Genomic DNA, 23,169 nt, shown 5'->3' on the forward strand with positions numbered 1-23,169 from the left:
TGGGTTCGAGGGGGCGCGTTGACTGGGCGGAAGCTGGCGTGGGCGCTCGCGGCGCTCGAAGTCGTCGCCGTTGTGCTCGTGCTCGTCCTCAAGCGGTTCGACGGCCTGGACCTGGAGGTCTACCTCGGCGGGGCGAAGGCGCTGGCCGAGCAGGGCTCGCCGTACGACGCCTGGGTGCCGACCACGCACCAGATCCTGCTGCCGTTCACCTACACGCCGTTCGCCGCGGCCGCGTTCTGGCCCGGCACGCTGCTGCCCTTCGCCGTCACGATGAAGCTGGTCAGCATCGCGTCGATCGTCGCGACCGGCGTCGTCGCCTACCTCTACGTCGCGACGCTCAACGGCTCGCTCACCGACGCCACCAAGGTCAACGGCCGGGCGGTCGCCGCCCTGGTCGCGATCGGCGCGCAGCTCGCCGGGGCCCTGCTCGAGCCGGTCCGTTCGACGCTCGGCTTCGGCCAGATCAACGCGCTGCTCATGGTCCTGGTCGTCCTCGACGTCCTGCTCCCCGGCGACCGCCGGCGGACGAAGGGCCTGCTCATCGGCGTGGCCGCGGCGATCAAGCTGACGCCGGCCGTCTTCGTCGTCTACTTCCTGGTCCGCCGCGACTTCCGCTCGGCCGCGCGCGTGGTCGCCGGATTCGTCGCGGCGGGGGCGCTGCTGTGGCTGATCCGGCCGTCGGCGTCCTTCACCTACTGGACGAAGCTCGTCTTCGACGCGGGCCGCATCGGCGGGGTCGACTACGTCGGCAACCAGTCGCTGCACGGTCTGACCGTGCGCGCGGGCTGGCCGGAGTTCGCCTGGGTGCTGGCCGCGCTGGTGGTGATCGCCCTGGTCGCGGTGATCGTCGCGCGCGCCGAACCGGTGCTCGGGCTGACTGCCTGTGCGCTCGGCGGCCTGCTCGTGTCGCCGATCTCGTGGACCCACCACTGGACGTGGTGCGTGCCGATCCTCGTCCTCGCCGGGTGGTACGCGTGGCGCTTCGGCCGGGCGATCCGGTGGACGGCGGCCGCGGTCGTCGTGGCCGGGCTGGCGCTGTTCATCGTCGGCCCGATGTGGTTCGCCCCGCGCCCGGCGCCGTCGGCGGGCTGGTGGCTGGCGACGGAGTCCTACGAGCTGTTCGGCCTCGCGCTGCTGGTCCTGGCCGCGTTCGGCGCCCGCCGCCTGAGCGCGGAAAAGGGGACCTCCGCCACCGAAGCGGCGAAGGTCCCCTCGAAGGAACCTCAGGTCAGCTGAGGCGCTCGACCACGTACTCGATGCTCTGCGTCAGCTTGGTGACGTCGTCCGGGTCGATGGCCGGGAACAGGCCGACGCGCAGCTGGTTGCGGCCCAGCTTGCGGTACGGCTCGGTGTCGACGATCCCGTTGGCGCGCAGCACCTTCGCCACCGCGGCGGCGTCGACCTCGTCGGCGAAGTCCACCGTGCCGACGACCTGCGAGCGCAGCTCCGGGTCCTTCACGAACGGCGTGGTGTAGCTCGTCTTCTCGGCCCACTCGTACAGCCGCGACGACGAGTCCTTCGTGCGCGCGGTCGTCCACTCGAGGCCGCCCTGGCCGTTCATCCACTCGATCTGCTCGGCGAGGAGGAACAGAGTCGCGACGGCCGGGGTGTTGTACGTCTGGTCCTTGCGGGAGTTGTCCAGCGCGGTGGTCAGCGACAGGAACTCCGGGATCCAGCGGTCGCCGCCGCCGATCTCGCCGATGCGCTCGACCGCGGCCGGCGAGGCCAGCGCGATCCACAGGCCGCCGTCCGCGGCGAAGGACTTCTGCGGCGCGAAGTAGTAGACGTCGAAGTCCTCGGCCTTGACCGGGAGACCGCCGGCGCCGGAGGTGGCGTCGATCGCGACGAGCGCGTCGCCGGAGCCCTCGGGGCGGCGGACCGGGACGGCGACACCGGTCGACGTCTCGTTGTGCGCCCAGCCGACCAGGTCCGCGCCGGCTTCGTAGGCGATGTCCGGCGCGCTGCCCGCGTCGGCCTTGACGACGATCGGGTCGGCCAGGAACGGGGCGCCCTTGGTGACGCTGGCGAACTTCGAGGAGAACTCGCCGTAGGTGAAGTGCTGCGAGCGCTCGCGGACCAGGCCGAACGCGGCCGCGTCCCAGAACGCCGTGGTGCCGCCGTTGCCGAGGATCACCTCGTAGCCCTCGGGCAGGGAGAACAGCTCGGACAGGCCGGCCCGGACGCGCCCGACCAGGGACTTGACCGGCTTCTGCCGGTGCGACGTGCCGAGGTAGGTGGAGCCGGACTCCGCCAGGGCGCTCAGCTGCTCGGCGCGGACCTTCGACGGTCCGCAGCCGAAGCGGCCGTCGGCCGGCTTGAGGTCTGCGGGGATGGTCAACTCAGCGTCGGTCATGTGGCCAGTCTCTCAGGTCGGGATGCGGCTGGTGATAGCGGTTCGCCAGTGTCCGGTATGTGGGACCCGGGCGCCGGGACGCCGTCTCCGACTCTAGGCGGCTCGGCCGTCCGGCGGCTTCTCGCGGCGGGCCGTGGGGGTAAAAACACGGTTCCCGGACGTGGTCACCGCTGGTTGGCTGCCGGTCATGAAGACCGTGCAGCAGAGCTTCCCGGCGCCGCCCGAGGCGTTGTGGAACGCGCTCCCCGCCGGAGTCGCGGCGATCGGCGGGCAGGGCCCGTTCTACGACCCGCAGCGCGGGTTCGTGTCCTTCCGGACCGGGATGAGCCTGCTCAGCTGGGGCCAGGAGATCACCGCGACGGTGGTGCCGGCCTCCGGAGGCTCGACGCTCACGATCATGACGAACCTCAAGTTCGGGGTCTTCGACTGGGGCGAAGGCAAGCGCATCGCCACGCGGTTCGCGGCCGCCGTCGCCTTCTCGGCCGGTACCGCCGCGCTGGCCTAGGGCCCCGCTCACCACCACCCTGGGGGTGTGAGCGGGGCCCGGGAGTCAGCGCCAGCCGTCGACGCCGCCCGGCACCGGCGCGGCCGGGTCGTACGGCGTGCGCGTGAAGATGAACGTCGCGAGGTCGAGGTGCGTGGCGACGCCGTCGGCGTCGCGGCCCACCACGAGCGTCTCGCCGGCGTAGTAGCCGTCGAGCCCGACGTAGGTGTCACGACCGGTGGCGCGGAAGCGCGAGCTGCGCCCGGCTCCTTCGGCCGGGGCCAGCAGGAGCAGCCCGTCACCCTGGATGCGCAGGTGGTACGGCGTCGGGCCCCAGTGCCAGAGCCCGGTCAGGGCGAGCAGCGCGGGGTCGACGGCCGACGGCTGCCACTCGGCGGGCAGGCGCGGCTCCCGCTCGTCGGTCATCGTGATCAGGTCGAGGCAGAGCTGGGTGATGCCGACGCCGGACGTCGAGTTCGTGAGCACGAGCGCGCCGGTCTGCGCGGCCGGGTCGACCAGCGTGACGGCGAGGAAGCCGGGCATCGAGCCGGTGTGCCCGGCCAGCCGGCGGCCCTGGTAGCGCACGAGCATCAGGCCGAGGCCGAACCCGGTCGTCCAGACGTCGGTGTCGTCGACGGTGACCATGGTCCGCATCTGCTCGATGGTCTCCGGGGCGAGGACGCCGCCGTCGTGGCCGCCGAGGAACGCCGTCCAGCGGGCGAGGTCGGTGGCGGTGGACCACAGCTGCCCGGCCGGGGCCATCGCGCCGGCGTCGGGGCTCGGCTCCGGCAGGAGGACGTCGGCGAAGGGGTGCACGGCGAAGCCCTCGGCGTGCGCGCCGACCGGGTGCGGGGTGGTGCGGGTCATCCCGAGCGGGCCGAGGATCTCCTCGTCGAGCACGGACAGCCAGCCCTTGCCCCGGTGGCGCGAGATGAGCTCGCCGAGCACGCCGTAGCCGACGTTCGAGTAGTGGAACCGCGCGCCCGGCCGGTGCTTGGTCGCGCCCTCGGCGAGGCTCCCGGCGAGCGCGTCCCAGTCGGCGCCGGGGGTCCGCTCCCACCACAGGCCGGGCGATTCCGAGGTCAGGCCGGAGGTGTGCGACAGCAGCTGCGCGACGGTGGCGGCACCGAAGGGCGTGCCGGGGACGTGCTGTTCGAGCGGGTCGTTGAGGTCGAGCAGGCCTTCGTCGCGCAGCCGCATGACGGCGGTGGCGACGAGGGTCTTGGTGATCGAGCCCAGCCGGTACTGGGTGTCGGTGCCGGGCGGCCGGTCGCCGACGCGCCCGCGGCTCCCGGACCAGACGATCTCCCCGTCCCGCACGACGGCGGCGACGAGCGAAGGAGCACGGCAGGCAGCCTGCTCGTGGGCGATCCGGCGGAGCAGGGCGTGTTCGGTCGACTCAAGCATGAGGGGCATTCTGCCGCGCCACGGCCGGCGCAGCAGGACTCTTCGCCAGACCTCACACGCCCCGGCGTGCGTCGAGAGGCATCAGGCGTGTCCGGAGAGGCATCACGCGTGATTGGAGGGGCATCACGTGTGTCTGGAGGGGCATCGCGGCTGATGCCCCTGGGATCACGCTTGATGCCCGCTCAATCACGGGTGATGCCCCTCGGGACACGCGTGATGCCCGCTGGATCACGGGTCAGGTGAGGAGGTTTCGGGACATTGCCGTTGTTACTGCGGCCGTGCGGTCCGATACGCCGAGCTTGCCGAACACTCGCAGCAGGTGCGTTTTGACCGTTGCCTCGCTGATGTGGAGCGCGCGGCCGATGTCGGCGTTCGTGCCGCCCTTCGCGACCAGGCGCAGCACCTCCACCTCGCGGGCCGACAACGACTGCGGTTCCGGGTTGCGCACCCGGTTGACCAGCTTCCCGGCCACCGACGGCGCCAGCACCGTCTCCCCGCGCGACGCCGCGCGGATCGCGTTCGCCAGCTCCGTGCGCGACGCGTCCTTCAGCAGGTAACCCGACGCCCCCGCCTCGACCGCGCGCAGGATGTCGGCGTCCGTCTCGTACGTCGTCAGCACCACGATCCGGCGGCCCGGCTGCTCGCGCAGGATCCGCTTCGTCGCGCCGACGCCGTCCAGACCCGGCATCCGCAGGTCCATCAAGACGACGTCCGGCAACGCGACGCGGTCGAGCGCGACGGCTTCGTCGCCCGAGCCCGCTTCGCCGACCACCGTCAGATCGGGTTCGGCTTCGAGCATCCCCCGGAGGCCTTCGCGGACTACGGGGTGGTCGTCGACGAGCATGATGCGGATCAAGCCGGCACCTCCAAGGTGAGTTCGGTGCCGCGCGGGCCACTTCGGACGCTCAGTCTGCCACCCACCTGCTCGGCGCGGGACCGCATGCCGCGCAGGCCGAACCCGTTGACGCCCTCGGGGTCGAAGCCGGCGCCGTCGTCCCGGACGGACAGCCGCACCGCATCGTCCACAACGGACAATCGGACCGACACCGACGACGCCGCCGCGTGCCTCCGGACGTTGTTCAACGCCTCCTGCGCGCCCCGCAGCAGGACCACTTCGCCGGCCATGCCGATCGCGGGCAGCGCACCGTCCACTTCGTACTCGACCGACACGCCCGTCTCGTCGGCGAGCCGGTCGGCCTGGCGGCGGACGGCGTCCACGAGGGACCCGGACGCGAGGTCCGCCGGCGCCAGCGCGGCGACCATCGTGCGGGCCTCGGCGAGGTTCTCCCGCGCGGTGCGGGCGGCCAGCTCGACGTGCCGCCGCGCGGCCGCCGGGTCGCTGTCCAGTTCGGACTCGATGGCCTCGGCGAGGGTGACGATGCTGGTGAAGCCCTGGGCCAGCGTGTCGTGGATTTCGCGCGCGAGCCGTTCGCGCTCGGCCGCCGTGCCCGCCTCGCGGGAGAGCCGGGCGACCTCGGCCTGGCTCGCCTCGAGCCGGTCGATGAGGTCCGCCCGCGCCCGGCTCTCCTCGATGACGTGCAGGATGAACTTGCCGGACAGGATCCCGAACACGACGAGGATCGCGGTCATCGGCAGCAGGATGTGCAGCGCCGGCCCCCGCAGCCCGTCGGCGGCGATCGACGACAGCGGGCTCAGCACGATCACCAGCGTGGTGAGCACCGCGGCCGGCCGGAACTCGAGCGTCGAGAACAGCAGCGGGCACACCATGAACAGGATGAAGCTGGACGTCGCGTTGGCGAACACCGCGACCGCGACCAGCAGGACCACCAGCACCGCGAACGCCCACTGCTCCGCGGTCTGCCGATCGGACCGGACGATGCGCCGCCCCCACAGCAGGTAGATCAGCGCCAAGGCCGTCAGCGCCCCGACCGCGACGACCGTGCGGACCGGATCGGCTTCGTCCAGCAGCACCAGCGTCGTCGTGGCCAGGTAAGCGACCGCGAAGAGGATCTCCCAGAGCCAGTTGAACCGGTCCCAGGCGTCCTTCACTTCGTGTCGGTCCACCGGAAGCTCAGCCGCGCCAGCACCGCGCCCACCACGCACCAGATCCCCAGCACCAGCGCCACCCGCGGGAGTTCCCATGACCCAGCCATCTCCATTCCGACCGCGCCGTCCGGCAGGAACACCGACCGGAAGCCCTGGCAGATCCACTTCAACGGGAAGAACGACGCGATGTCCACCATGATCTTCGGCAGGTTCGTGATCGGTGTGACGAACACGCCGGAGATGAACTGCAGCACCAAGTACAGCATCTGCACGACGGCGACCGCGCCCGTGGTGGACTTCGCGAGCGAGCTGAGCGCGATCCCGAGCAGCGTGCACGAGACGATCCCCAGTGCGAACACCCAGAGCAGCGTCAGCCACTTGCCGCCCTCGGTGGGCAGCTTCAGCCCGAACAGCAGCACGGCCACCGCGACCATCAGCACGGTTTGCGCCAGGCTGGACACCGCGACCAGCACCATCTTGCCGATGAAGTAGGACGACGACGGCATCGGCGTGCCGCGAAGCCGTTTGAGCGCACCGGTTTCCCGGTCGGCCGAGACGCCGGTCGCGATGCTGTTGAACGACGTCGACACGATGCCGGAGCCGATCATCCCGGCCGCGAGCAGCTGACCGGACGTGACGCCGGCGAGCGCGGTCGGACCGTCCAGGATGGACCCGAGCAGGATCATCAGGACCGCGGGCAGGGAGAAGGTGAAGACCACCTGCTCCTTGTGCCGGAAGAATTGCCGCAGCTCCGTGCCGCCTCGGGCGAGCCCGAGCGACAGCGGGCCCGGGAGAGCGAGCGTGGTCATGCCTTGTCTCCGATCAGGTCCAGGTAGATGTCCTCCAGGCTCGGCCGCGTGACGGTCAGCCCGGCGAGCTCTCTACCCCCAGCAGAGAGCTCGGTGACGAGCTTGGTCGGGTACGACGTGCGCTCGACGTGCTCACCGCGCTCGTCGGTCCACCGCACGGTGGCCTCGGCGGCGGCCCGGCCACCCAGGTTCTGCGGCGTGTCCTGCGCGACGATCTCGCCGCGCGCGATCACCGCGACGCGGTCGGCGAGCGCTTCGGCCTCGTCGAGGTAGTGGGTGGTCAGCAGGATGGTCGTGCCCTCGGCGGCGAGGTCGCTGATCAGCTTCCAGAACTGCCGGCGCGCCTCGGGGTCGAAGCCGGTGGTCGGCTCGTCGAGGAAGAGCAGCTCGGGCCGTCCGATGATGCCGAGCGCGACGTCGACGCGGCGCCGTTGCCCGCCGGAGAGCGACTTGACCCGCGCCTTGGCCTTCTCGGTGAGCCCGACCTTCTCGATGACCTCGTCGGGGTCGCGCGGGTCGGGGTAGTACTTCGCGAAGTGCCGCACGGTTTCGGCGACGCTCAGCTCGGCGGCGTCGTTGGCGGTCTGCAGGACGATCCCGATGCGTGCGCGCCAGGCGCGCCCGGCCTTGCCCGGGTCCTCGCCGAGGACGCTGATCTCGCCGGCGGTCCGCTGCCGGTGGCCTTCGAGGATCTCGACGGTGGTGGTCTTGCCGGCGCCGTTCGGGCCGAGCAGGGAGAAGACCTCGCCGCGGGCGATGTCCAGGTCGATCCCGGCCACCGCGAGGTGACCGGGGTACTGCTTGCGCAGGCCGCGCACGCTCACTGCTGTGGTCATGGGGAGAAGTCTGCTCGCTCGCGGCGGAGGGCGGGAGCGACGCTCAGCTGAATCCGGCTGTCCATCGATCGGTGGACAGAGTCGTCAGCCGGGCCTGCCCTGGTTCCACGGGAAACCGTGAAAACGCTGTCATACAAGCAAAAACCAGCCGGATGCATGAACAACATCCGGCCGCCAGCCGCCGCGCGGGTGAACCGTACTGTTGACAAGTTGTCTAACATGACAGAATGTCTCACAAGTGGGTGACCGCCAGCGACGGTGTCCGCCTCTCCGTCACCATCGACGGCCGGGAAGACGGGCCCACGGTCGTGCTCGTGCACGGCTACCCCGACAACAGCTCGATGTGGGGCGGGGTGGTCGCCGAGCTGGGCGTGGAACACCGCGTCGTCACCTACGACGTCCGCGGGGCCGGACAGTCGGACAAGCCGCCGGGACGCGCGTCCTACCGGCTGGACCAGCTGGCCGACGACCTCCGGGCCGTCGTCGACGCCGTCCAGCCCGAAGGCAAGGTCCACCTCGTCGCCCACGACTGGGGCTCGATCCAGACCTGGCACGCCGTCACCGGCGACAGCCTGCGCGGCCGGGTCGCCTCCTACACCTCGATCTCCGGGCCGAGCCTCGACCACGCCGGCGCGTGGTTCCGCGCCCAGCTCACCCGCCCCACGCCGAAGCGGCTCAAGAACGCGCTGAGCCAGTTCCTGCACTCCTGGTACATCCTCGCGTTCCAGATCCCGCTGATCCCGGACCTGCTGTGGCGCACCGGACTGCTGGGCAAGCAGATCCAGCGCATGGAACCCGACGCGGCGCCCCCGGAGAAGGCCGACGGCCTGCACGGCCTCGAGCTCTACCGCGCCAACATGTTCACGCGCCTGTCCCGCCCCGCGCCGCGCGCCGCCGACGTCCCGGTGCAGGTCCTGGCCCCGACCGGCGACGCCTACGTCACCGCGCCGCTGCAGACCGAGGTCGCGCGCTGGGTGCCGGACCTGCGGATCCGCCCGATCGTCGGGACGCACTGGGTCACCCGCGCCAAGCCGGCGGTGGTCGCGCGAGCCGCCGCCGAGCTGGTCGAGTACGTCGAAACCGGCGCCGAGAGCCGTGGCCTGCGCAAGGCGCGGGTGGGCGCGAAACGGTTCGAGCACAAGCTGGTCGTGGTCACGGGCGCCGGCAGCGGGATCGGCCGGGCCACCGCGCTCGCCTTCGCCGGGGAAGGCGCCGACGTCGTCATCACCGACATCGATCCGACGGCCGCCGCGGAAACCCTCAAGCTGCTGGAAGACCACGGGCTCGCTGAGTACACAGTGGACTCCAGCGACGGCGCCGCCGTGCACCGCTTCGCCGAAGAGGTCCGCGAGCACCACGGCGTCCCGGACATCGTGGTCAACAACGCCGGCATCGGCATGTCCGGCCCGTTCCTCGGCACCTCCGTCGAAGACTGGGAGCGCGTCATCGACGTCAACCTCTGGGGCGTGATCCACGGCTGCCGCGCCTTCGCGCCGATGCTCGCCGAACGCGCCGAGGGCGGTCAGATCGTCAACCTCGCGTCGGCCGCCGCCTACCTGCCGTCGAAGATCCTCACCGCCTACGCCACGACCAAGTCCGCCGTGCTGACGTTGAGCGTCTGCCTGCGGGCCGAGCTGGCCGAGCACCACATCGGCGTCACGGCGGTGTGCCCGGGCATCGTCAAGACCAACATCACGAACACGACCACGTTCGTCGGAGTGTCCGAAGAGGAGCAGCGACGGCGTCAGCAGCAGAGCTCGAAGCTCTACGCCCGGCGCGGGTTCGGCCCGGAGGGCGTCGCGAAGGACATCCTGCGAGCCGTCGAGAAGGACACCGCGATCGCTCCGTCCACACCGGAGGCGAAGGCGGCGCTGGTCCTTTCGCGACTGACGCCCGGATTGCTGCGCCAGGCGGCCAAGTGGGACCTGACGCCGTGAGCCGGCCGCGGCGGATGTCGCCGCAGGCCCGCCGCGACGACCTGATCGGCGCCGCGCTCGACCTGTTCGGCTCGCGGGCGCCGGAGCTGGTCACCGTGGACGACATCGTCGCGCGCGCCGAGGTGTCGCGGCCGTTGTTCTACCGGTACTTCTCCAGCCTGCGCGAGCTGCAGGTCGAAGCGCTGCGCACGGTCACCGTCGGGCTCATCGACGGCCTGGCCGGTCTCGAGGAGGGACCACCGGAGACCCGGCTGCGCGCCGCCGTCCGCGGCCTGGTCGACGTCGCCGACCACTACCGCGCGGGGTACATCGCCTTGCTGCGCAGCGGTTCGGTGATCGCGACGTCCGAAACGGACGCGGCGATCGACGAGGTCCGCAACCGGGCGGTGGCCCTGATCCTGGACGCGCTGGGCGTCGAAGATCCGTCGCCGCTGCTCTCGCTGACCTTGCGCTGCTGGACGGCGGTCGTCGAAGGGGCGCTCCTGAGCTGGCTCCAAGAACGCACGGTCCCGCGCGACCTGCTGGACTCCTGGCTGGTCGACCAGCTCACGGCGATGCTCGACGCGACCGCCAAGCACGACGAAGCCGGAGCTTTCCCGTGAAAGCTCCGGCTTCGTGCCGGGGTCAGTGCTTGGTGACCAGTTCCCAGCCCTCGACGTCCTCGGGCTTGCGCGGGTCGGGGCCGACGTACTTGGCCGACGGGCGCACCAGGCGTCCGGTGCGCTTCTGCTCCAGGATGTGCGCGGCCCAGCCGGCGGTGCGCGCCGAGCTGAACATCGACGGCATCATGTGCGGCGGCACCTGCGCGAAGTCCAGGATGACCGCGGCCCAGAACTCGACGTTCGTCTCGATCGGGTGATCCGGACGCCGCTCGCGCAGCTCCTTCAGCGCCGCCTGCTCCAGCGCGACGGCCGCTTCGTAGCGGGTCGCGCCGAGCTCCTGGCAGGTGCGGCGCAGCACGCGCGCCCGCGGGTCTTCCGCCCGGTAGACGCGGTGGCCGAAGCCCATCAGGCGTTCCTTGCGGTCGAGGATGCCCTTGACCAGGCCGGTGGGATCGCCGGTGCGCTCGACCTCTTCGATCATCGGCAGCACGCGCGCCGGGGCGCCACCGTGCAGCGGGCCGGACATCGCGCCGATGGCGCCGGACATGGCCGCCGCGACGTCCGCCCCGGTGGAGGCGATGACGCGGGCGGTGAAGGTCGACGCGTTGAGGCCGTGCTCGGCGGCCGACACCCAGTACGCGTCCAGCGCCCGGACGTGCGCCGGGTCGGGCTCGCCGCGCCAGCGGATGAGGAACCGCTCGGTGATCGAGTGGGCCTCGTCGACGCGGGTCTGCGGCACGGCGGGCTGGCCGATGCCGCGCGCCGACTGCGCGACGTAGGACAGCGCCATCACCGAGGCGCGGGCCAGCTGCTCGCGGGCCTCTTCGTCGGTGATGTCGAGCAGCGGGCGGTAGCCCCAGATCGGCGCCAGCATGGCCAGCGCGGCCTGGACGTCGACCCGGACGTCACCGGTGTGCACCGGCAGCGGGAACGGCTCGGCGGGCGGGAGGCCGTGGCCGAACCGGCCGTCCACGAGGAGGCCCCATACGTCACCGAAGGTCACCTTTCCGGCGAGGTCCTCGATGTCGACACCGCGGTAGCGCAGCGCACCGCCGTCCCGGTCGGGTTCGGCGATCTCGGTGTGGAAGGCGACGACGCCCTCCAGGCCCGGTCGGAAGCCGTCGTCGGGTTGGCCGGACGGCTGTGGCTTGCTGATCGTGGAGGTAGTCACTGTTTCGCGGAACCTTTCGGTGCGCTTTTTCCCCGTCTTGGTGTGGTGCTCGCGCGGACGGAATAGCGCGGGAAAGCGCGCACCATCGCACGGATGGATAGACCTTGCTCCCTCGATCGCCGGGGGGCAATCGAAAGAAGCGGTGGTTTCGGTCACGATTACGAGAACGATTCAGTCACCGAGGCCGTCCGACGGGAGAATTTTCGCCACGGACTGTGACGAAGGCCAGGTTAAAGGTATGTTTCCGAACCAGGCGCTGTCGTGGTCCGGGTGATAAACCTGAGCGATGCACCTCAGCCCGCAGGAGCGCGACAAGCTGCTCGTCCACGTGGCGGCCGACGTCGCGCGGAAGCGGCTGGACCGAGGCGTCCGGCTGAACTACCCCGAGGCGGTCGCGCTCATCACCGACCACGTCCTCGAAGGGGCCCGTGACGGGCGCACGGTCAGTGAGCTGGTCGCGAGCGGCCGCAGCGTGCTGAGTCGTGCGCAGGTGCTCGACGGCGTCCCCGAAATGGTGGACTCCGTGCAGGTCGAAGCCACGTTCCCGGACGGCACCAAACTCGTCACCGTGCACGACCCGATCGTGTGACCCCACCCGTCGTGAGTGAGAAACAGGGTTCTAACCCTGTTTCTCACTCACGACCTCCCTGCGAGAGAGGAGCCGGATGCACCCAGGTGAGATCATTCCCGGCGACGAGCCCGTCGAGCTGAACCCCGGCCGCGCGCGCGTCCGGCTGCTCGTGCGCAACCTCGGCGACCGGCCGATCCAGGTCGGCTCGCACTACCACTTCGCGGCGGTGAACCCCGGCCTCGAGTTCGACCGCGACGCCGCCCGCGGCCACCGGCTCGACGTCCCGGCCGGCACGTCGGTGCGCTTCGAACCGGGCGTCGAGCGCGAGGTCGATCTTGTTCCGCTCGCCGGCGCGCGCCGCGTTCCGGGCCTGCGGTCCGAATTCTCGGGAGAGTTCTGAAATGCCGCAGATCGACCGCGAGCGCTACGCCGAGCTGTTCGGCCCGACCACCGGCGACCGGATCCGGCTCGCCGACACCGACCTCCTCATCGAGGTCACCGAAGACCGCTCGATGGGCCCCGGCGGCTCGGGCGACGAAGTGCTCTTCGGCGGCGGCAAGGTCATCCGCGAGTCCATGGGCCAGGGCATGGCGACCCGCGCCGAGGGCGCGCCCGACCTGGTCATCACCGGCGCCGTCATCCTCGACCACTGGGGGATCGTCAAGGCCGACGTCGGCGTGCGCGACGGCCGGATCGTCGGCATCGGCAAGGCGGGCAACCCGGACACGATGGACGGCGTCGACCCCGCCCTGGTCATCGGGCCGTCGACGGAGGTCCTGGCCGGCAACGGCAAGATCCTCACCGCCGGCGGCATCGACTGCCACGTCCACTTCATCTGCCCGCAGCTCGTCGACACGGCGCTGGCCGCCGGACTGACCACTTTGGTCGGCGGCGGCACCGGCCCCAACGAGGGCACGAAGGCGACGACGGTGACACCCGGCGCGTGGAACCTCGGCCGGATGCTGTCCGCCATGGACGGTTACCCGGTCAACGTCCTGTTGCTGGGCAAGGGGAACACCGTCCGGCACGAGGCCCTGCGCGAGCAGCTCGCGGCGGGCGCGGGCGGCTTCAAGCTCCACGAAGACTGGGGCACGACCCCCGCGGCCATCGACGCGTGCCTGACCGTCGCCGACGAATCCGGCGTCCAGGTGGCCATCCACACGGACACGCTGAACGAAGCGGGCTTCCTGGAGTCCACTGTGGACGCCATCGGCGGCCGCTCGATCAACGCGTACCACACCGAAGGCGCCGGCGGCGGGCACGCGCCGGACATCATCGAGGTCGTCTCGCTGCCGAACATCCTGCCGTCGTCGACCAACCCGACCCGGCCGCACACGGCCAACACCCTCGACGAGCACCTCGACATGCTGGTCGTCTGCCACCACCTCAACCCGTCGGTGCCCGAGGACCTCGCGTTCGCGGAAAGCCGGATCCGGCCGTCGACGATCGCCGCCGAAGACGTGCTGCACGACCTCGGCGCCATCTCGATGATGAGCTCGGACTCGCAGGCCATGGGCCGGATCGGCGAGGTGATCATCCGGACGTGGCAGACCGCGCACGTGATGAAACAGCGCCGGGGCGCGCTGCCCGGCGACGGCGCGGCCGACAACCTGCGCGCGCGTCGATACGTCGCCAAGTACACGATCAACCCGGCCATCGCGCACGGCATGGAGACCGAGATCGGCTCGGTCGAGGTGGGCAAGCTCGCCGACCTGGTGCTGTGGGAGCCGAAGTTCTTCGGCGTCCGCCCGCACGTCGTCCTGAAGGGCGGCTTTCCCGCGTGGGCGGCGATGGGCGACGCGAACGCGTCCATCCCGACACCGCAGCCGGTCATGGCCCGCCCGATGTTCGGCGCGAACATCGGTGCGGCGCTGAGCCTGCACTTCGTCGCACCGTCCGCATTGGACAGTGGCCTGCGCGAGACGTTCGGCATCACGCGTCCGCTGGTCGCCGTGGCGAACACGCGCGCGCGGACCAAGGCGGACATGGTGCTCAACGACGCGACGCCGGACGTCCGCGTCGAGCCGGACAGCTTCGCGGTGCACGTCGACGGCGAGCTGATCGAACCGCAGCCGGTGACGGAGTTGCCGATGGCCCAGCGATACTTTCTGTTCTGATGGACCTCTCGGCACTCATTCTCGCGGACTCGCGCTTTCCCGGCGGCGGGCACGTCCACAGTGGCGGGCTGGAGGAGGTCGTCTCCCGGAAGCTCGTGACGGCCGTGCGCGATCTGCCGGGCTTCCTTTCCGGACGGTTGCGCACAGCGGGTGCCCTGGCGGCGACCTTCGCGGCCGCTTCGGCGCACGCGGCCGTCACCGGCGGGAATTGGTCGCTTTTGGACAGTGAGCTGGACGCGCGCACCCCGTCGCTCGCGCAGCGAGAGGCATCCCGGGCGCAGGGGCGTGGTACCGCCCGGGCCGGTCGGATCGCGTGGCCGTCTCCGGTGCTCGACGCGCTGCTCGCCGAGACGCCGCGGCCGCACCACCCGGTGATTCTGGGCGCCTTGGTCGGGGTCGCGGGTGGCTCGCCGTACGACGCCGCGATGGCCGTCGCGTACCTGTCGGTGAGTGGTCCGGCGAGCGCGGCCGTGCGGCTGCTGGGGCTGGATCCGTTCGCCGTCAACGCTGTCGTCGCTCGGCTGGACCTCGCGTCCGTTGCTTCGGAGGCGGCGGCCGTGGCGGGGGACGACCCGGCGTCGTTGCCATCGCCGGGGTCGCCGGCGTTGGATCTGTTCGCCGAGGCGCACGCCCGGCACCACCAGGAAGAGGTGCGTCTCTTTGCCAGCTGAAGGTCACGGTCACGGACATTTTCACGAGGTCAACTTCGACCCAACGGCCGCCGATCCCGACCACTACGACGCGGCGCCCACCGCGGGCCGCGCGTACCGCATCGGCATCGGCGGCCCGGTCGGGTCGGGCAAGACGGCGCTGACCGCGGCCCTGTGCCGCGCGCTCGGTGACGAGATCGACCTCGCCGTCGTCACGAACGACATCTACACGACGGAGGACGCGGACTTCCTGCGTCGCGCCGGAGTTCTGGACCCGGCGCGGATCGAGGCGGTGCAGACGGGCGCGTGCCCGCACACCGCGATCCGCGACGACATCACCGCGAACCTGGACGCGGTCGAGCGGCTGGAGGAGAAGTTCCCGGGGCTGGACCTGGTGATCATCGAGAGCGGCGGCGACAACCTGACGGCGGTGTTCAGCCGCGGGCTGGCCGACAGCCAGATCTTCGTGGTCGACGTGGCGGGCGGCGACAAGGTGCCGCGCAAGGGTGGCCCCGGCGTCACGACCGCGGACCTGCTGGTGATCAACAAGATCGACATCGCGCACCTGGTGAACGCGGACATGGCCGTGATGACGTCGGACGCGCACCGGATGCGCGGCGAGCTGCCGGTCATCACTCAGTCCCTTGTGGACACTCCGGACGCACCCGACGTCGCCGCCTGGGTCCGTTCCCTGCTGTGAAGGCCCACGCCCGGCTGACGGCGTGCTTCGACGGCACGCGCACGGTGCTGCGCGAGCTGCGTTCGATGGCGCCGTTGACGTTGTTCCCCCGCCGGGGGCGCGGTCCGGCGGCGGTGGTGCACCTGGTCAACTCGGCGACCTCGCCCCTGGGCGGGGACGACTTGCTGCTCTCGATCCACGTCGGCCCCGGCGCGTCGCTGCGCCTTTCCGGCGTGGCGGCCACGCTCGCTCTGCCCGGTCTGCACGGCGAGGGTTCGCTGTCCACGGTTTCGGTGGTCGTCGAAGAGGGTGGCTCGCTGGATTACCTGCCGGAGCCGACGGTGATCACGGCGCGGGCCCGGCACACGGCGGTGTTGCGCGCTTCCCTGGCGTCGGATGCGTACCTGCACACCCGCGAGGTGCTGGTGCTGGGGCGAACGGGGGAGTGCCCGGGGTCGCTGACGACGTCGTCGCACGTCACGCGGGGTTCGGTACCGGTGCTGCGGCAGACGCTGACGATCGGAGAATCCACTTTGGACAAGAGCTTGGCGGTGCTGGCCGGCCGCCGGGTCCTGGCGACGGACCTGGTGGTCGGCGGCCCGGACCTGCCGGCGGCTTCGGGTGAGTGGTGGTCGCGCAGCCCCCTCGCCGCGGGCGGCACGCTGACGACGTCCCTGGCCCCCGACGCGGTCACGGCGCTGAAGGTGTTCTGAGCCTCCCGGCGCAATTCCGCCCGGCGATAGTCTCGGCGAAGTCACCCGGGAGGTGTGGATGAACGTGAGCCACGTGCTGAACAGCCGGGCCGAACGGCGGCGGGTGACCTGCCCGACTCCTATCGGCAGTTCGAGCGACTTCGACCGCGACGTGATCAAGACCTACCGGGACCTGCTCCGGCGGCACGCCGAACTCATCGGCGCGGTCGCGCGGGCGGGGTGACCGTTCGCCGGAGAAGACCCCCTGCGTCCTCTCCGGCGAACCCTCTGGTAATCGAGATTTTCACAAGGTAGTCAGCCCGGTAGGATCTGGCAATCCCTCGGAAGGAGGAGAGAACCGGTGGCTCGCACGTACGGCGGCGTCGCGCCCGAGCAACGCCGTGCCGATCGTCGCGCGCGCCTGCTCACGGCCGGGCTCGAGCTCTTCACCTCCACCGGCTTCCGGCACACGAAGATCACCGACGTCTGCGCCCGCGCCGGCGTGTCGACGCGGAACTTCTACGAAGAGTTCACCGGCAAGGAGGACGTGCTCCGCACCCTCCACGACCAGATCAACAGCCTCGCGCTCGCGCACGTCACCGCCGAGCTCGACAAGGTCGCCGACGCCGACGCCATGACCCGCATCGCGACGCTGCTGGACGTCTTCATCGCGACCGTCACCGCGGATCCGCGGATGCCGCGCCTGACCTACGTCGAAGCCGTCGGCGTCAGCGCCGAGCTGGAGGCGCAGCACCAGGTGTGGGTCGACCGCTGGGCGAACTTCATCGCCGCCGAGGCGAGCCGCGCCGCCGAGCACGGTGTCGCGCCGGTGCGGGACTACCGGCTCACGGCGATCGCGTTGGTCGGCGCGGGCACCGGGCTGCTGCGAGAGTGGCAGGCGCACGACCCGCCGCTGCCGGTCGAGGAGGTCGGCGGGGAGCTGCGCGCCATGATGCTGGCGGCCATCATGCGGCCGGAAAAGATCTTGGAAATCCCAGGCAACCCCGGCGCCGCCTCCGGCGTGGAAGAGTCAAGCCGGGCGGGGGCACAGGGGGGAACCCGGCGAACGTGAAGGCCCGCTCACCGCTGCGGACGCGGTGAGCGGGCCTTCACGGACTTTACGCTTCGCGCGCGGTGGGCATGCCCAGCGAAACCGGGCCCGTCTCCTGGCACAGGTCGTGGCAGCTGTTGTCGAGCGTGCAGCACAGCGAACAGATCGGCCCGCTCTGCTTGGCGCAGTCGGCGACGTCCGGCAGTTCGTACGGATCACCGCAGACCGAGCAGGTGTACGTGGCCCGCAGGTCGACGTCCTGGTCCGGTCCCGCGACGGTGTTCGGCCGGGCCAGGTAGTACTTCCCGCGGGTCGCCGCCGCCAGCGTCGGCACCAGCACGATCGCGATGACCAGCGCCAGCAGCGGGCTGAACGCGGCCAGGAACGGCCCGAACGCGCCGAAGTACGCCGCGATCGACACGGCCGACGCGACGAGCATCGAGCCGAACCCGACCGGGTTGATCTTGTACAGGTAGGCCCGCTTGAACTCGATGTACTTCGGGGAGAGCCCCAGCGGCTTCGCGATCACCAGGTCCGCGCACACCGCGCCGATCCACGCGATCGCGACGTTCGAGTAGAAGCCCAGGATCTTGTTCAGGAACCCGAACGCGCCGAACTCCATCAGCGCGAGCGCGATCCCGCAGTTCACCAGCACGTACCAGACGCGGCCCGGGTGCTTGTGCAGCACGCGGGAGAAGAAGTTCGCGAACGACAGCGAGCCGGAGTACGCGTTCGTCGTGTTGATCTTGATCTGCGAGACGACGACGAACAGCGCGGCGAACGTCAGCGCCACCGGGCCGAGCGCGGGCTTCACCGCTTCGAGGTACGGCGCGATCGGCTCCAGCGCGTGCGACTTCCCGACGACGCCGAGCGCGAGGAACGCCAGCAGCGCGCCCCCGATCTGCTTCGCGGCACCGAGGATCACCCAGCCGGGCCCGGCGGCGAGCACCGCGGCCCACCACGACCGCTTGTTCTCCGCCGTCTTCTCGGGCATGAACCGCAGGTAGTCGGCCTGCTCGCCGATCTGCCCGATCAGCGAAAGCGCGACACCCATGCCGAAGCCGAACCCGATCGCGGAGAACCCGGCGCCGGCGCCCTCGGTGCCTCCGAAGCGGGCGAACTCGGCGAACTTGCCGGGTTCGCGGACCAGCACGACGACGAACGGCAGCACCAGGCCGGCGATCCACAGCGGCTGCGTCCAGGTCTGCATCTTCGCCACCGCGCCCATGCCGTAGAGCGCGAAGGGCAGCACGATCAGCGTCGCCAGCAGGTAGCCGATCGGCAGCGGGATGCCGAGGGCCAGCTCGAAGGCCTGCCCCATGATCGAGCCTTCGAGCGAGAAGAAGATGACGGTGAAGCTCGCGTACACGAGCGACGTCAGCGTCGACCCGAAGTAGCCGAAGCCGGCTCCGCGGGTCAGCAGGTCCATGTCCACTCCGGACTTCGCGCAGGCGGCCGCGATGGGCACGCCGGTCCCGAAGATGACGACGGCCGCGGCGAGGATCGCGAGGACCCCGGACGTGAAGCCGTAGGAGAGGACGATGCTGGCCCCGATCGCGAAGTCGGCGAGGTAGGCGATGCCGCCCAGCGCCGTCGTCGCGACCACGAACGGTGACCATTTCCGGAACGAATGAGCGGCGAAGCGCAGTGAGTAGTCCTCGCGGTTTTCGTTCGCCGCGAGTGGTGCGTACCGGCGTTTCGGGGGAGCGGTTTCTTCGGCGTTCGACAGGATCTCGGTCATGCCCGCCTCCGGGGTGGTGGGGAACGGGCCGAAGGTAGAGCGGCGCTGTATCGATCCTGGTCCGGTGGGTAACGCCCGCGTTACGGCTTGCTGACAAGCGGTTACGGGACGATGGCCGGAAATGGGTGTCGGGTGTCACCGTTCAGTGGGTTCCGCCGCAGCTCGGAAGGCCCTAACGTGCCTAGGGCCGAAGTCGACTGATGCCCCGACCGGGCGTGGAGGTTTGGCGATGACGCCGAGGATCGAGGACCAGGTGGAAGACGCCGTAGTTCGCTTGCCCGGAATGCGGGTCGCGTACGACGGTGCTGCGTTCGACGAGTCCGCCTTGGCGGCCACGTGGACCGACCAGTTGCAGGGGTGGTTGAACCAGGCGGTCGGCGCGGGGATCGCCGAACCGAACGCGATGGTGCTGGCGACGGCGGACGCCGAAGGCCGGCCGTCGTCCCGCACGGTGCTGTGCAAGGGCCTCGACGAGCGCGGCGTGGTGTTCTACACGAACTACACGTCGGAGAAGAGCCACGACCTGACCGCGACGCGCTACGCGTCGGTGACGTTCCCCTGGTACGCGCTGCACCGCCAGGTCCACGTCCGCGGCGAGGTCGAGAAGGTCGGCGTCAAGGAGACGGCGGAGTACTGGGCCCAGCGCCCCCGCGGTTCGCAGCTGGGGGCGTGGGCGTCCCCGCAGTCCCGGGTGGTCGACGGCCGCCGCGCGCTGGACAACGCGTTGAGCGGAATCGAGCGCCGCTTCGCCGACGTCGAGCAGATCCCGGCGCCGCCCCACTGGGGCGGGTGGCGGATCAGGCCCGACTTGGTCGAGTTCTGGCAGGGGCGCGAGGACCGCATGCACGACCGGCTCCGCTTCGTCCGGCACGACGACGGCTGGAACATCGAGCGCGTGGCTCCCTGAGTCCGGCTTTGTGCACAGCCCGGCCGTGATGTGGACAGCCACGTCACGGCCGCGGCTTTTCCGGCTTTTCGTCGGACGGTCCCGATACGCTGGAAGCGGGACGCCCCCCAGGGAGGGCGGGGCGCTGCTTGGGCCGGGGCGCTGCTCGGCTGTCGAGCACTCGTCCGGGCGATGGAAATCACGCGACCCGAGATAGTTAGCCGAGCTAAACTCATCGGTTGTGACCTCTGAGCCCGAGACCTTGCCGCCCCGTCCCGGGGGCGTTCGCAAGCTCCTCGGCCGCATCATCGTCGATACCCGGCCGCTGAAGATCCCGGCCTTCCGGCGGCTCTGGCTGTCCACTGTGGTCACCGCTGTCGGCACCCAGCTGACCGCCGTCGCCGTGCCCAAGCAGGTCTTCGACCTCACCGGGTCGTCCGCCTACGTCGGCCTCACCGGGCTCGTCGCCCTCGTGCCGCTGCTGATCTTCGGGCTCTGGGGTGGGGCCGTCGCCGATGCCGTCGATCGGCGGAAGCTGCTCGTCGTCACCAACGTCCTCGTCGCCATCACCTCCGCGCTGCTGTGGCTGCAGGCCTTCCTGAACTTCGGCTCGGTGTGGCTCGTCCTCGCCCTGCTGGCCGTCAACCAGGCCCTCTTCGCGATCAACATGCCCACCCGCGGCGCCGTCGTCGCGCGGCTGGTGCCGGACGAGCTGCTGCCCTCGGCCAACGCCCTGAGCTCGACGATGTCGACCTTCGGCGCCGTCTTCGGCCCGCTGCTCGCCGGTGCGCTCATCCCGGTCCTCGGCCTTTCGACGCTCTACCTGATCGACGTCGTCGCCCTCACGATCACGCTGCTCGCGGTCTGGCGGCTGCCGGCCCTCCCGCCGCTCAACGGCCCGTCGCGCCGCGCCGGGCTCAGCGACGTCGTCGACGGCTTCAAGTACCTCGCCACCAAGAAGGTGCTGCTGGCCTCGTTCGTCGCCGACATCATCGCGATGGTCTTCGGCATGCCGCGGGCGCTGATCCCGGAGATGGCCGAGCGCACGTTCGGCGATCCACCCGGCGGCGGCCCCGCCCTCGGCTGGCTCTACGCCGCCCTGCCCGCGGGCGCGATGCTGATCGGCCTGTTCTCCGGCTGGCTGACGCGCATCCCGCGCCAGGGCGTCGCGGTCGTCGTGGCGATCTGCGCGTGGGGTGCGGCGGTGGCGGCCTTCGGGCTCGCGCACTCGCTGTGGCTCGCGGTCGTCTTCATGGCGCTGGCCGGCGCGGCGGACATGGTCAGCGCGGTCTACCGGATGGCGATCCTGCAGGTCGCGACCACCGACGAGATGCGCGGCCGGCTCCAGGGCGTGTTCACGGTCGTGGTCGCCGGCGGCCCGCGAATCGCCGACCTCGTCCACGGCTGGGGCGCGGCCGCGTTCGGCACGGCGGCCGCGGCGAGTGTCGGCGGCGTGCTGGTGATCGTGTCGGTCTGCGCGTCGATGTTCCTGCTTCCGGCGTTCTGGCGATACCGGGCTCCTACCGCGTAGGCCGTTCGGAGTACGGTGCCGGGCATGCGTACCCTCGCCGTCGTTTTGGTCGCTTTTGCCGCTTTGACTGCCTGCTCCTCGGGTGACGAACCGTCGAAGACGCCGCCTTCCTCGAAGCCGTCGTCCGCGCCCAAGCCGAGCTCGAGCGCCGACCCCGCCGCGGCGGCGTCGCTCGACCCGTGCAAGCTGCTGCCCGCGGCCGCAGTGTCGAAGGCGCTGTTCCTGGACAACCTCCAGGCGGTGGCCGGCCCGGTCCAGGACACCACGGCCAACGGCGGCAAGGCCCGCAGCTGCGAGTACCAGCTGAACGGCAAGGCCGCGGGCGCGCTCGCGGTGACCCGCTACGAAGGCCGCGAGGGCAAGCCGGCCGAGATGGTGGCCTCGATCAAGAAGGCGAAGCCGGGCGCGAAGGACGTCGCCGGTTTCCCGGACGGCGCCGTCTACTACGTCGACGAGCAGAAGACGGCCACCCTCGCCTCGGCCGAGCTGGTCGCGGGCACGCCGGTGCTGGTCAACTACACCGGTCCCGCGAAGATGACGCCGGAGCAGATGGCGCCGCTGGTCAAGCAGGCCCTCGACGCCAGCTGATCAAGCCCAGCCGACGAGCTGCCGCTCCGACAGCGTCCCGGTGGGCTTCAGCTGACCGAGCGCGGGCTGCGCGATCGCGCCCGGCGTGACCGGCGACTGGAACCACTCGTCCTGATCGGTCTGGAACAGCACGGTGGCCTTGTCCGGGGCCGCCGCGGTCTTGGCGATCATCGGCTCGGACCGGTCGACGAGCTTGGTCGGCTGCGGCGTTCCGCCGGCGAGCGACAGGCGCATCAGGACGCCGTGCTCGTCCGAGCCGGTGACGGCGGACATCAGCACGGTCGTCGCGTCGAGCGCCGTGACGAACTGGTAGACGGCGCCGGGTTCTTCGTAGAAGGCGTAGGCGATCGCGCCCGCCGAGTCGGTCAGGTACGTCAGGCCCTCGCCGGCGTGCCGGGCGTCCTTCCAGGTCAGCACCTCGCCCTGCGGGCCGATCGCCCAGTCCTCCACGTGCTGGTCGGAGCTGCTGTTCGGCACGATCGTGGCTTCCACGACCGGCGGCCCGAGCTGCCGGTAGTCGACGGAGTACACCGCCTTGTCGTCGTCGAAGTACAGCTTCGAGCCGGCCGGCCCGAACCGCGGGTTCCGGAACTTGGCCGACTTCTCGCTCATCGACCGCGCCGGTTCCGGCACGGTGCCGGTGCGTTCGTACCGCCGGTCGTCGGCGTTGAGCTTGAACACGTCGACGCCGTCGCCGGTTTCGAGCGTCGCGTACCGACCGTCGGGCGAGATGAGGTCCAGCTTGGTGGCCGGCCCGTCGAACCGGTTCAGCGAGCTGTCGTACCCGGGCAGCGACAAGGTCGTCTTCGCCGCGCCGGTGGCGGGATCGGCGAAGACGACGTCGTCGAGGCCGGTCTGCGTCGAATGCTGCAGCAGGACGACGCCGGAGAGGTCGAGCGGCGGCGCTTCCGGCGCCGCGGCGGCGGCCGGTGCGGGAGGGGTGCCGCTCCCGCACGCCGTGACCAGCACCGCGACCGCCCCGGTCAAGGCCGCACTCCACCACTTCTTCGTCACCGCTGAGCCTCCTTCGTCGGAGGCTCAGATGGGGCGGACGATC

Annotated in this window: 24 protein-coding genes; 15 read left to right on the forward strand and 9 right to left on the reverse strand. The window is 70.9% G+C overall.

What is annotated here, in order from left to right; translation table 11 throughout:
* Window positions 1-18: 18 nt before the first annotated feature.
* Entirely contained in the window at window positions 19-1,236 is a 1,218-nt protein-coding gene (locus AA23TX_RS00915; RefSeq protein WP_230862292.1) for a glycosyltransferase 87 family protein, read from the forward strand.
* Here the strand turns inward: AA23TX_RS00915 and serC are convergent.
* On the reverse strand, window positions 1,229-2,353 hold the full coding sequence (serC, locus tag AA23TX_RS00920; RefSeq protein ID WP_155540707.1) for a phosphoserine transaminase: 1,125 nt from the start codon (window positions 2,351-2,353) through the stop codon (window positions 1,229-1,231). The two genes, AA23TX_RS00915 and serC, sit on opposite strands and share 8 nt — an antisense overlap.
* 187 nt (window positions 2,354-2,540) lie before the next feature.
* On the opposite strand from serC, the gene AA23TX_RS00925 reads away from it, so the two are divergent.
* On the forward strand, window positions 2,541-2,858 hold the full coding sequence (locus AA23TX_RS00925) for a hypothetical protein (RefSeq protein WP_155540708.1): 318 nt from the start codon (window positions 2,541-2,543) through the stop codon (window positions 2,856-2,858).
* A 45-nt stretch (window positions 2,859-2,903) separates the two neighbouring features.
* On the opposite strand, the gene AA23TX_RS00930 is transcribed toward AA23TX_RS00925, so the two are convergent.
* From AA23TX_RS00930 to AA23TX_RS00950, 5 genes are all read right to left on the reverse strand, one after another.
* On the reverse strand, window positions 2,904-4,244 hold the full coding sequence (locus tag AA23TX_RS00930; protein WP_155540709.1) for a serine hydrolase domain-containing protein: 1,341 nt from the start codon (window positions 4,242-4,244) through the stop codon (window positions 2,904-2,906).
* A 235-nt stretch (window positions 4,245-4,479) separates the two neighbouring features.
* Entirely contained in the window at window positions 4,480-5,100 is a 621-nt protein-coding gene (locus AA23TX_RS00935; RefSeq protein ID WP_155540710.1) for a response regulator transcription factor, read from the reverse strand.
* Window positions 5,097-6,254 carry a sensor histidine kinase gene (locus tag AA23TX_RS00940; protein WP_155544169.1) on the reverse strand — a complete coding sequence of 386 codons (1,158 nt, stop codon included), beginning with the start codon at window positions 6,252-6,254 and terminating at the stop codon, window positions 5,097-5,099. Before AA23TX_RS00940 ends, AA23TX_RS00935 begins: the two co-directional genes overlap by 4 nt.
* Entirely contained in the window at window positions 6,251-7,060 is an 810-nt protein-coding gene (locus AA23TX_RS00945) for an ABC transporter permease (protein WP_155540711.1), read from the reverse strand. The genes AA23TX_RS00940 and AA23TX_RS00945 overlap by 4 nt, the downstream gene beginning before the upstream one ends.
* The gene (locus tag AA23TX_RS00950) at window positions 7,057-7,896 is read right to left on the reverse strand and encodes an ABC transporter ATP-binding protein (RefSeq protein WP_155540712.1); all 840 of its coding nucleotides are present in this window, start codon (window positions 7,894-7,896) and stop codon (window positions 7,057-7,059) included. The genes AA23TX_RS00945 and AA23TX_RS00950 overlap by 4 nt, the downstream gene beginning before the upstream one ends.
* A 242-nt stretch (window positions 7,897-8,138) precedes the next feature.
* On the opposite strand from AA23TX_RS00950, the gene AA23TX_RS00955 reads away from it, so the two are divergent.
* Both AA23TX_RS00955 and AA23TX_RS00960 read left to right on the forward strand, forming a co-directional pair.
* Window positions 8,139-9,833, forward strand: a complete 1,695-nt coding sequence (locus AA23TX_RS00955) for an SDR family oxidoreductase (protein ID WP_155544170.1) — start codon at window positions 8,139-8,141, stop codon at window positions 9,831-9,833.
* Between the two features lie 14 nt (window positions 9,834-9,847).
* Window positions 9,848-10,435, forward strand: coding sequence for a TetR/AcrR family transcriptional regulator (locus AA23TX_RS00960; protein WP_155544171.1), 588 nt, complete (start codon window positions 9,848-9,850; stop codon window positions 10,433-10,435).
* A gap of 22 nt (window positions 10,436-10,457) precedes the next feature.
* Here the strand turns inward: AA23TX_RS00960 and AA23TX_RS00965 are convergent, their stop codons facing one another.
* Window positions 10,458-11,606 (reverse strand): citrate synthase 2, encoded by a 1,149-nt coding sequence (locus AA23TX_RS00965; protein ID WP_155540713.1) that lies wholly within the window; start codon window positions 11,604-11,606, stop codon window positions 10,458-10,460.
* Between the two features lie 286 nt (window positions 11,607-11,892).
* Between AA23TX_RS00965 and AA23TX_RS00970 the strand changes: the two genes are divergently transcribed.
* The 8 genes from AA23TX_RS00970 (at window position 11,893) to AA23TX_RS01005 (ending at window position 17,387) form a co-directional block, all read left to right on the forward strand.
* Window positions 11,893-12,195: an urease subunit gamma gene (locus AA23TX_RS00970; protein ID WP_155540714.1), complete on the forward strand. Its 303-nt coding sequence runs from the start codon at window positions 11,893-11,895 to the stop codon at window positions 12,193-12,195.
* A gap of 76 nt (window positions 12,196-12,271) precedes the next feature.
* Window positions 12,272-12,577, forward strand: coding sequence for an urease subunit beta (locus AA23TX_RS00975; protein ID WP_155540715.1), 306 nt, complete (start codon window positions 12,272-12,274; stop codon window positions 12,575-12,577).
* A 1-nt stretch (window position 12,578) separates the two neighbouring features.
* Window positions 12,579-14,294: an urease subunit alpha gene (locus AA23TX_RS00980; protein ID WP_155540716.1), complete on the forward strand. Its 1,716-nt coding sequence runs from the start codon at window positions 12,579-12,581 to the stop codon at window positions 14,292-14,294.
* Complete coding sequence (locus tag AA23TX_RS00985; protein ID WP_155540717.1) at window positions 14,294-14,965, forward strand: urease accessory protein UreF; 672 nt, start codon at window positions 14,294-14,296, stop codon at window positions 14,963-14,965. The genes AA23TX_RS00980 and AA23TX_RS00985 overlap by 1 nt, the downstream gene beginning before the upstream one ends.
* A complete protein-coding gene (gene ureG, locus AA23TX_RS00990; RefSeq protein ID WP_155540718.1) occupies window positions 14,955-15,644 on the forward strand; it encodes an urease accessory protein UreG in 690 nt (229 codons plus the stop codon). The genes AA23TX_RS00985 and ureG overlap by 11 nt, the downstream gene beginning before the upstream one ends.
* Window positions 15,641-16,336, forward strand: a complete 696-nt coding sequence (locus AA23TX_RS00995; RefSeq protein WP_155540719.1) for an urease accessory protein UreD — start codon at window positions 15,641-15,643, stop codon at window positions 16,334-16,336. The genes ureG and AA23TX_RS00995 overlap by 4 nt, the downstream gene beginning before the upstream one ends.
* A gap of 58 nt (window positions 16,337-16,394) precedes the next feature.
* Complete coding sequence (locus AA23TX_RS01000) at window positions 16,395-16,559, forward strand: hypothetical protein (protein ID WP_155540720.1); 165 nt, start codon at window positions 16,395-16,397, stop codon at window positions 16,557-16,559.
* Window positions 16,560-16,676: 117 nt separating this feature from the next.
* The gene (locus tag AA23TX_RS01005) at window positions 16,677-17,387 is read left to right on the forward strand and encodes a TetR/AcrR family transcriptional regulator (protein ID WP_155540721.1); all 711 of its coding nucleotides are present in this window, start codon (window positions 16,677-16,679) and stop codon (window positions 17,385-17,387) included.
* Window positions 17,388-17,433: 46 nt separating this feature from the next.
* Here AA23TX_RS01005 and AA23TX_RS01010 read toward each other — a convergent pair whose 3' ends face one another.
* Window positions 17,434-19,107 (reverse strand): purine-cytosine permease family protein, encoded by a 1,674-nt coding sequence (locus AA23TX_RS01010; RefSeq protein ID WP_155540722.1) that lies wholly within the window; start codon window positions 19,105-19,107, stop codon window positions 17,434-17,436.
* A 229-nt stretch (window positions 19,108-19,336) separates the two neighbouring features.
* Here AA23TX_RS01010 and pdxH point away from each other — a divergent pair, with 229 nt between their 5' ends.
* The 3 genes from pdxH to AA23TX_RS01025 all read left to right on the forward strand — a co-directional run bounded on the left by pdxH (window position 19,337) and on the right by AA23TX_RS01025 (window position 22,112).
* Complete coding sequence (pdxH, locus tag AA23TX_RS01015) at window positions 19,337-20,014, forward strand: pyridoxamine 5'-phosphate oxidase (RefSeq protein WP_155540723.1); 678 nt, start codon at window positions 19,337-19,339, stop codon at window positions 20,012-20,014.
* A 241-nt stretch (window positions 20,015-20,255) separates the two neighbouring features.
* Window positions 20,256-21,524: an MFS transporter gene (locus AA23TX_RS01020; protein WP_155544172.1), complete on the forward strand. Its 1,269-nt coding sequence runs from the start codon at window positions 20,256-20,258 to the stop codon at window positions 21,522-21,524.
* A 24-nt stretch (window positions 21,525-21,548) separates the two neighbouring features.
* Complete coding sequence (locus AA23TX_RS01025; RefSeq protein WP_155540724.1) at window positions 21,549-22,112, forward strand: DUF3558 family protein; 564 nt, start codon at window positions 21,549-21,551, stop codon at window positions 22,110-22,112.
* On the opposite strand, the gene AA23TX_RS01030 is transcribed toward AA23TX_RS01025, so the two are convergent.
* Window positions 22,113-23,126 carry a hypothetical protein gene (locus tag AA23TX_RS01030; protein WP_155540725.1) on the reverse strand — a complete coding sequence of 338 codons (1,014 nt, stop codon included), beginning with the start codon at window positions 23,124-23,126 and terminating at the stop codon, window positions 22,113-22,115.
* Between the last annotated feature and the right edge of the window lie 43 nt (window positions 23,127-23,169).

Source organism: Amycolatopsis camponoti, assembly GCF_902497555.1.
Classification (GTDB): Bacteria; Actinomycetota; Actinomycetes; order Mycobacteriales; family Pseudonocardiaceae; genus Amycolatopsis; species Amycolatopsis camponoti.

Excerpts from the sequence above, each read along its gene's own strand:
- serC (WP_155540707.1), bottom strand. The coding sequence starts at position 2,353 with ATGACCGACGCTGAGTTGACCATCCCCGCAGACCTCAAGCCGGCCGAC.
- AA23TX_RS00925 (WP_155540708.1), top strand. The coding sequence starts at position 2,541 with ATGAAGACCGTGCAGCAGAGCTTCCCGGCGCCGCCCGAGGCGTTGTGG.
- AA23TX_RS00930 (WP_155540709.1), bottom strand. The coding sequence starts at position 4,244 with ATGCTTGAGTCGACCGAACACGCCCTGCTCCGCCGGATCGCCCACGAG.
- AA23TX_RS00945 (WP_155540711.1), bottom strand. The coding sequence starts at position 7,060 with ATGACCACGCTCGCTCTCCCGGGCCCGCTGTCGCTCGGGCTCGCCCGA.
- AA23TX_RS00950 (WP_155540712.1), bottom strand. The coding sequence starts at position 7,896 with ATGACCACAGCAGTGAGCGTGCGCGGCCTGCGCAAGCAGTACCCCGGT.
- AA23TX_RS00960 (WP_155544171.1), top strand. The coding sequence starts at position 9,848 with ATGTCGCCGCAGGCCCGCCGCGACGACCTGATCGGCGCCGCGCTCGAC.
- AA23TX_RS00970 (WP_155540714.1), top strand. The coding sequence starts at position 11,893 with ATGCACCTCAGCCCGCAGGAGCGCGACAAGCTGCTCGTCCACGTGGCG.
- AA23TX_RS00975 (WP_155540715.1), top strand. The coding sequence starts at position 12,272 with ATGCACCCAGGTGAGATCATTCCCGGCGACGAGCCCGTCGAGCTGAAC.
- AA23TX_RS00980 (WP_155540716.1), top strand. The coding sequence starts at position 12,579 with ATGCCGCAGATCGACCGCGAGCGCTACGCCGAGCTGTTCGGCCCGACC.
- AA23TX_RS00985 (WP_155540717.1), top strand. The coding sequence starts at position 14,294 with ATGGACCTCTCGGCACTCATTCTCGCGGACTCGCGCTTTCCCGGCGGC.
- AA23TX_RS01000 (WP_155540720.1), top strand. The coding sequence starts at position 16,395 with ATGAACGTGAGCCACGTGCTGAACAGCCGGGCCGAACGGCGGCGGGTG.
- AA23TX_RS01010 (WP_155540722.1), bottom strand. The coding sequence starts at position 19,107 with ATGACCGAGATCCTGTCGAACGCCGAAGAAACCGCTCCCCCGAAACGC.
- pdxH (WP_155540723.1), top strand. The coding sequence starts at position 19,337 with ATGACGCCGAGGATCGAGGACCAGGTGGAAGACGCCGTAGTTCGCTTG.
- AA23TX_RS01025 (WP_155540724.1), top strand. The coding sequence starts at position 21,549 with ATGCGTACCCTCGCCGTCGTTTTGGTCGCTTTTGCCGCTTTGACTGCC.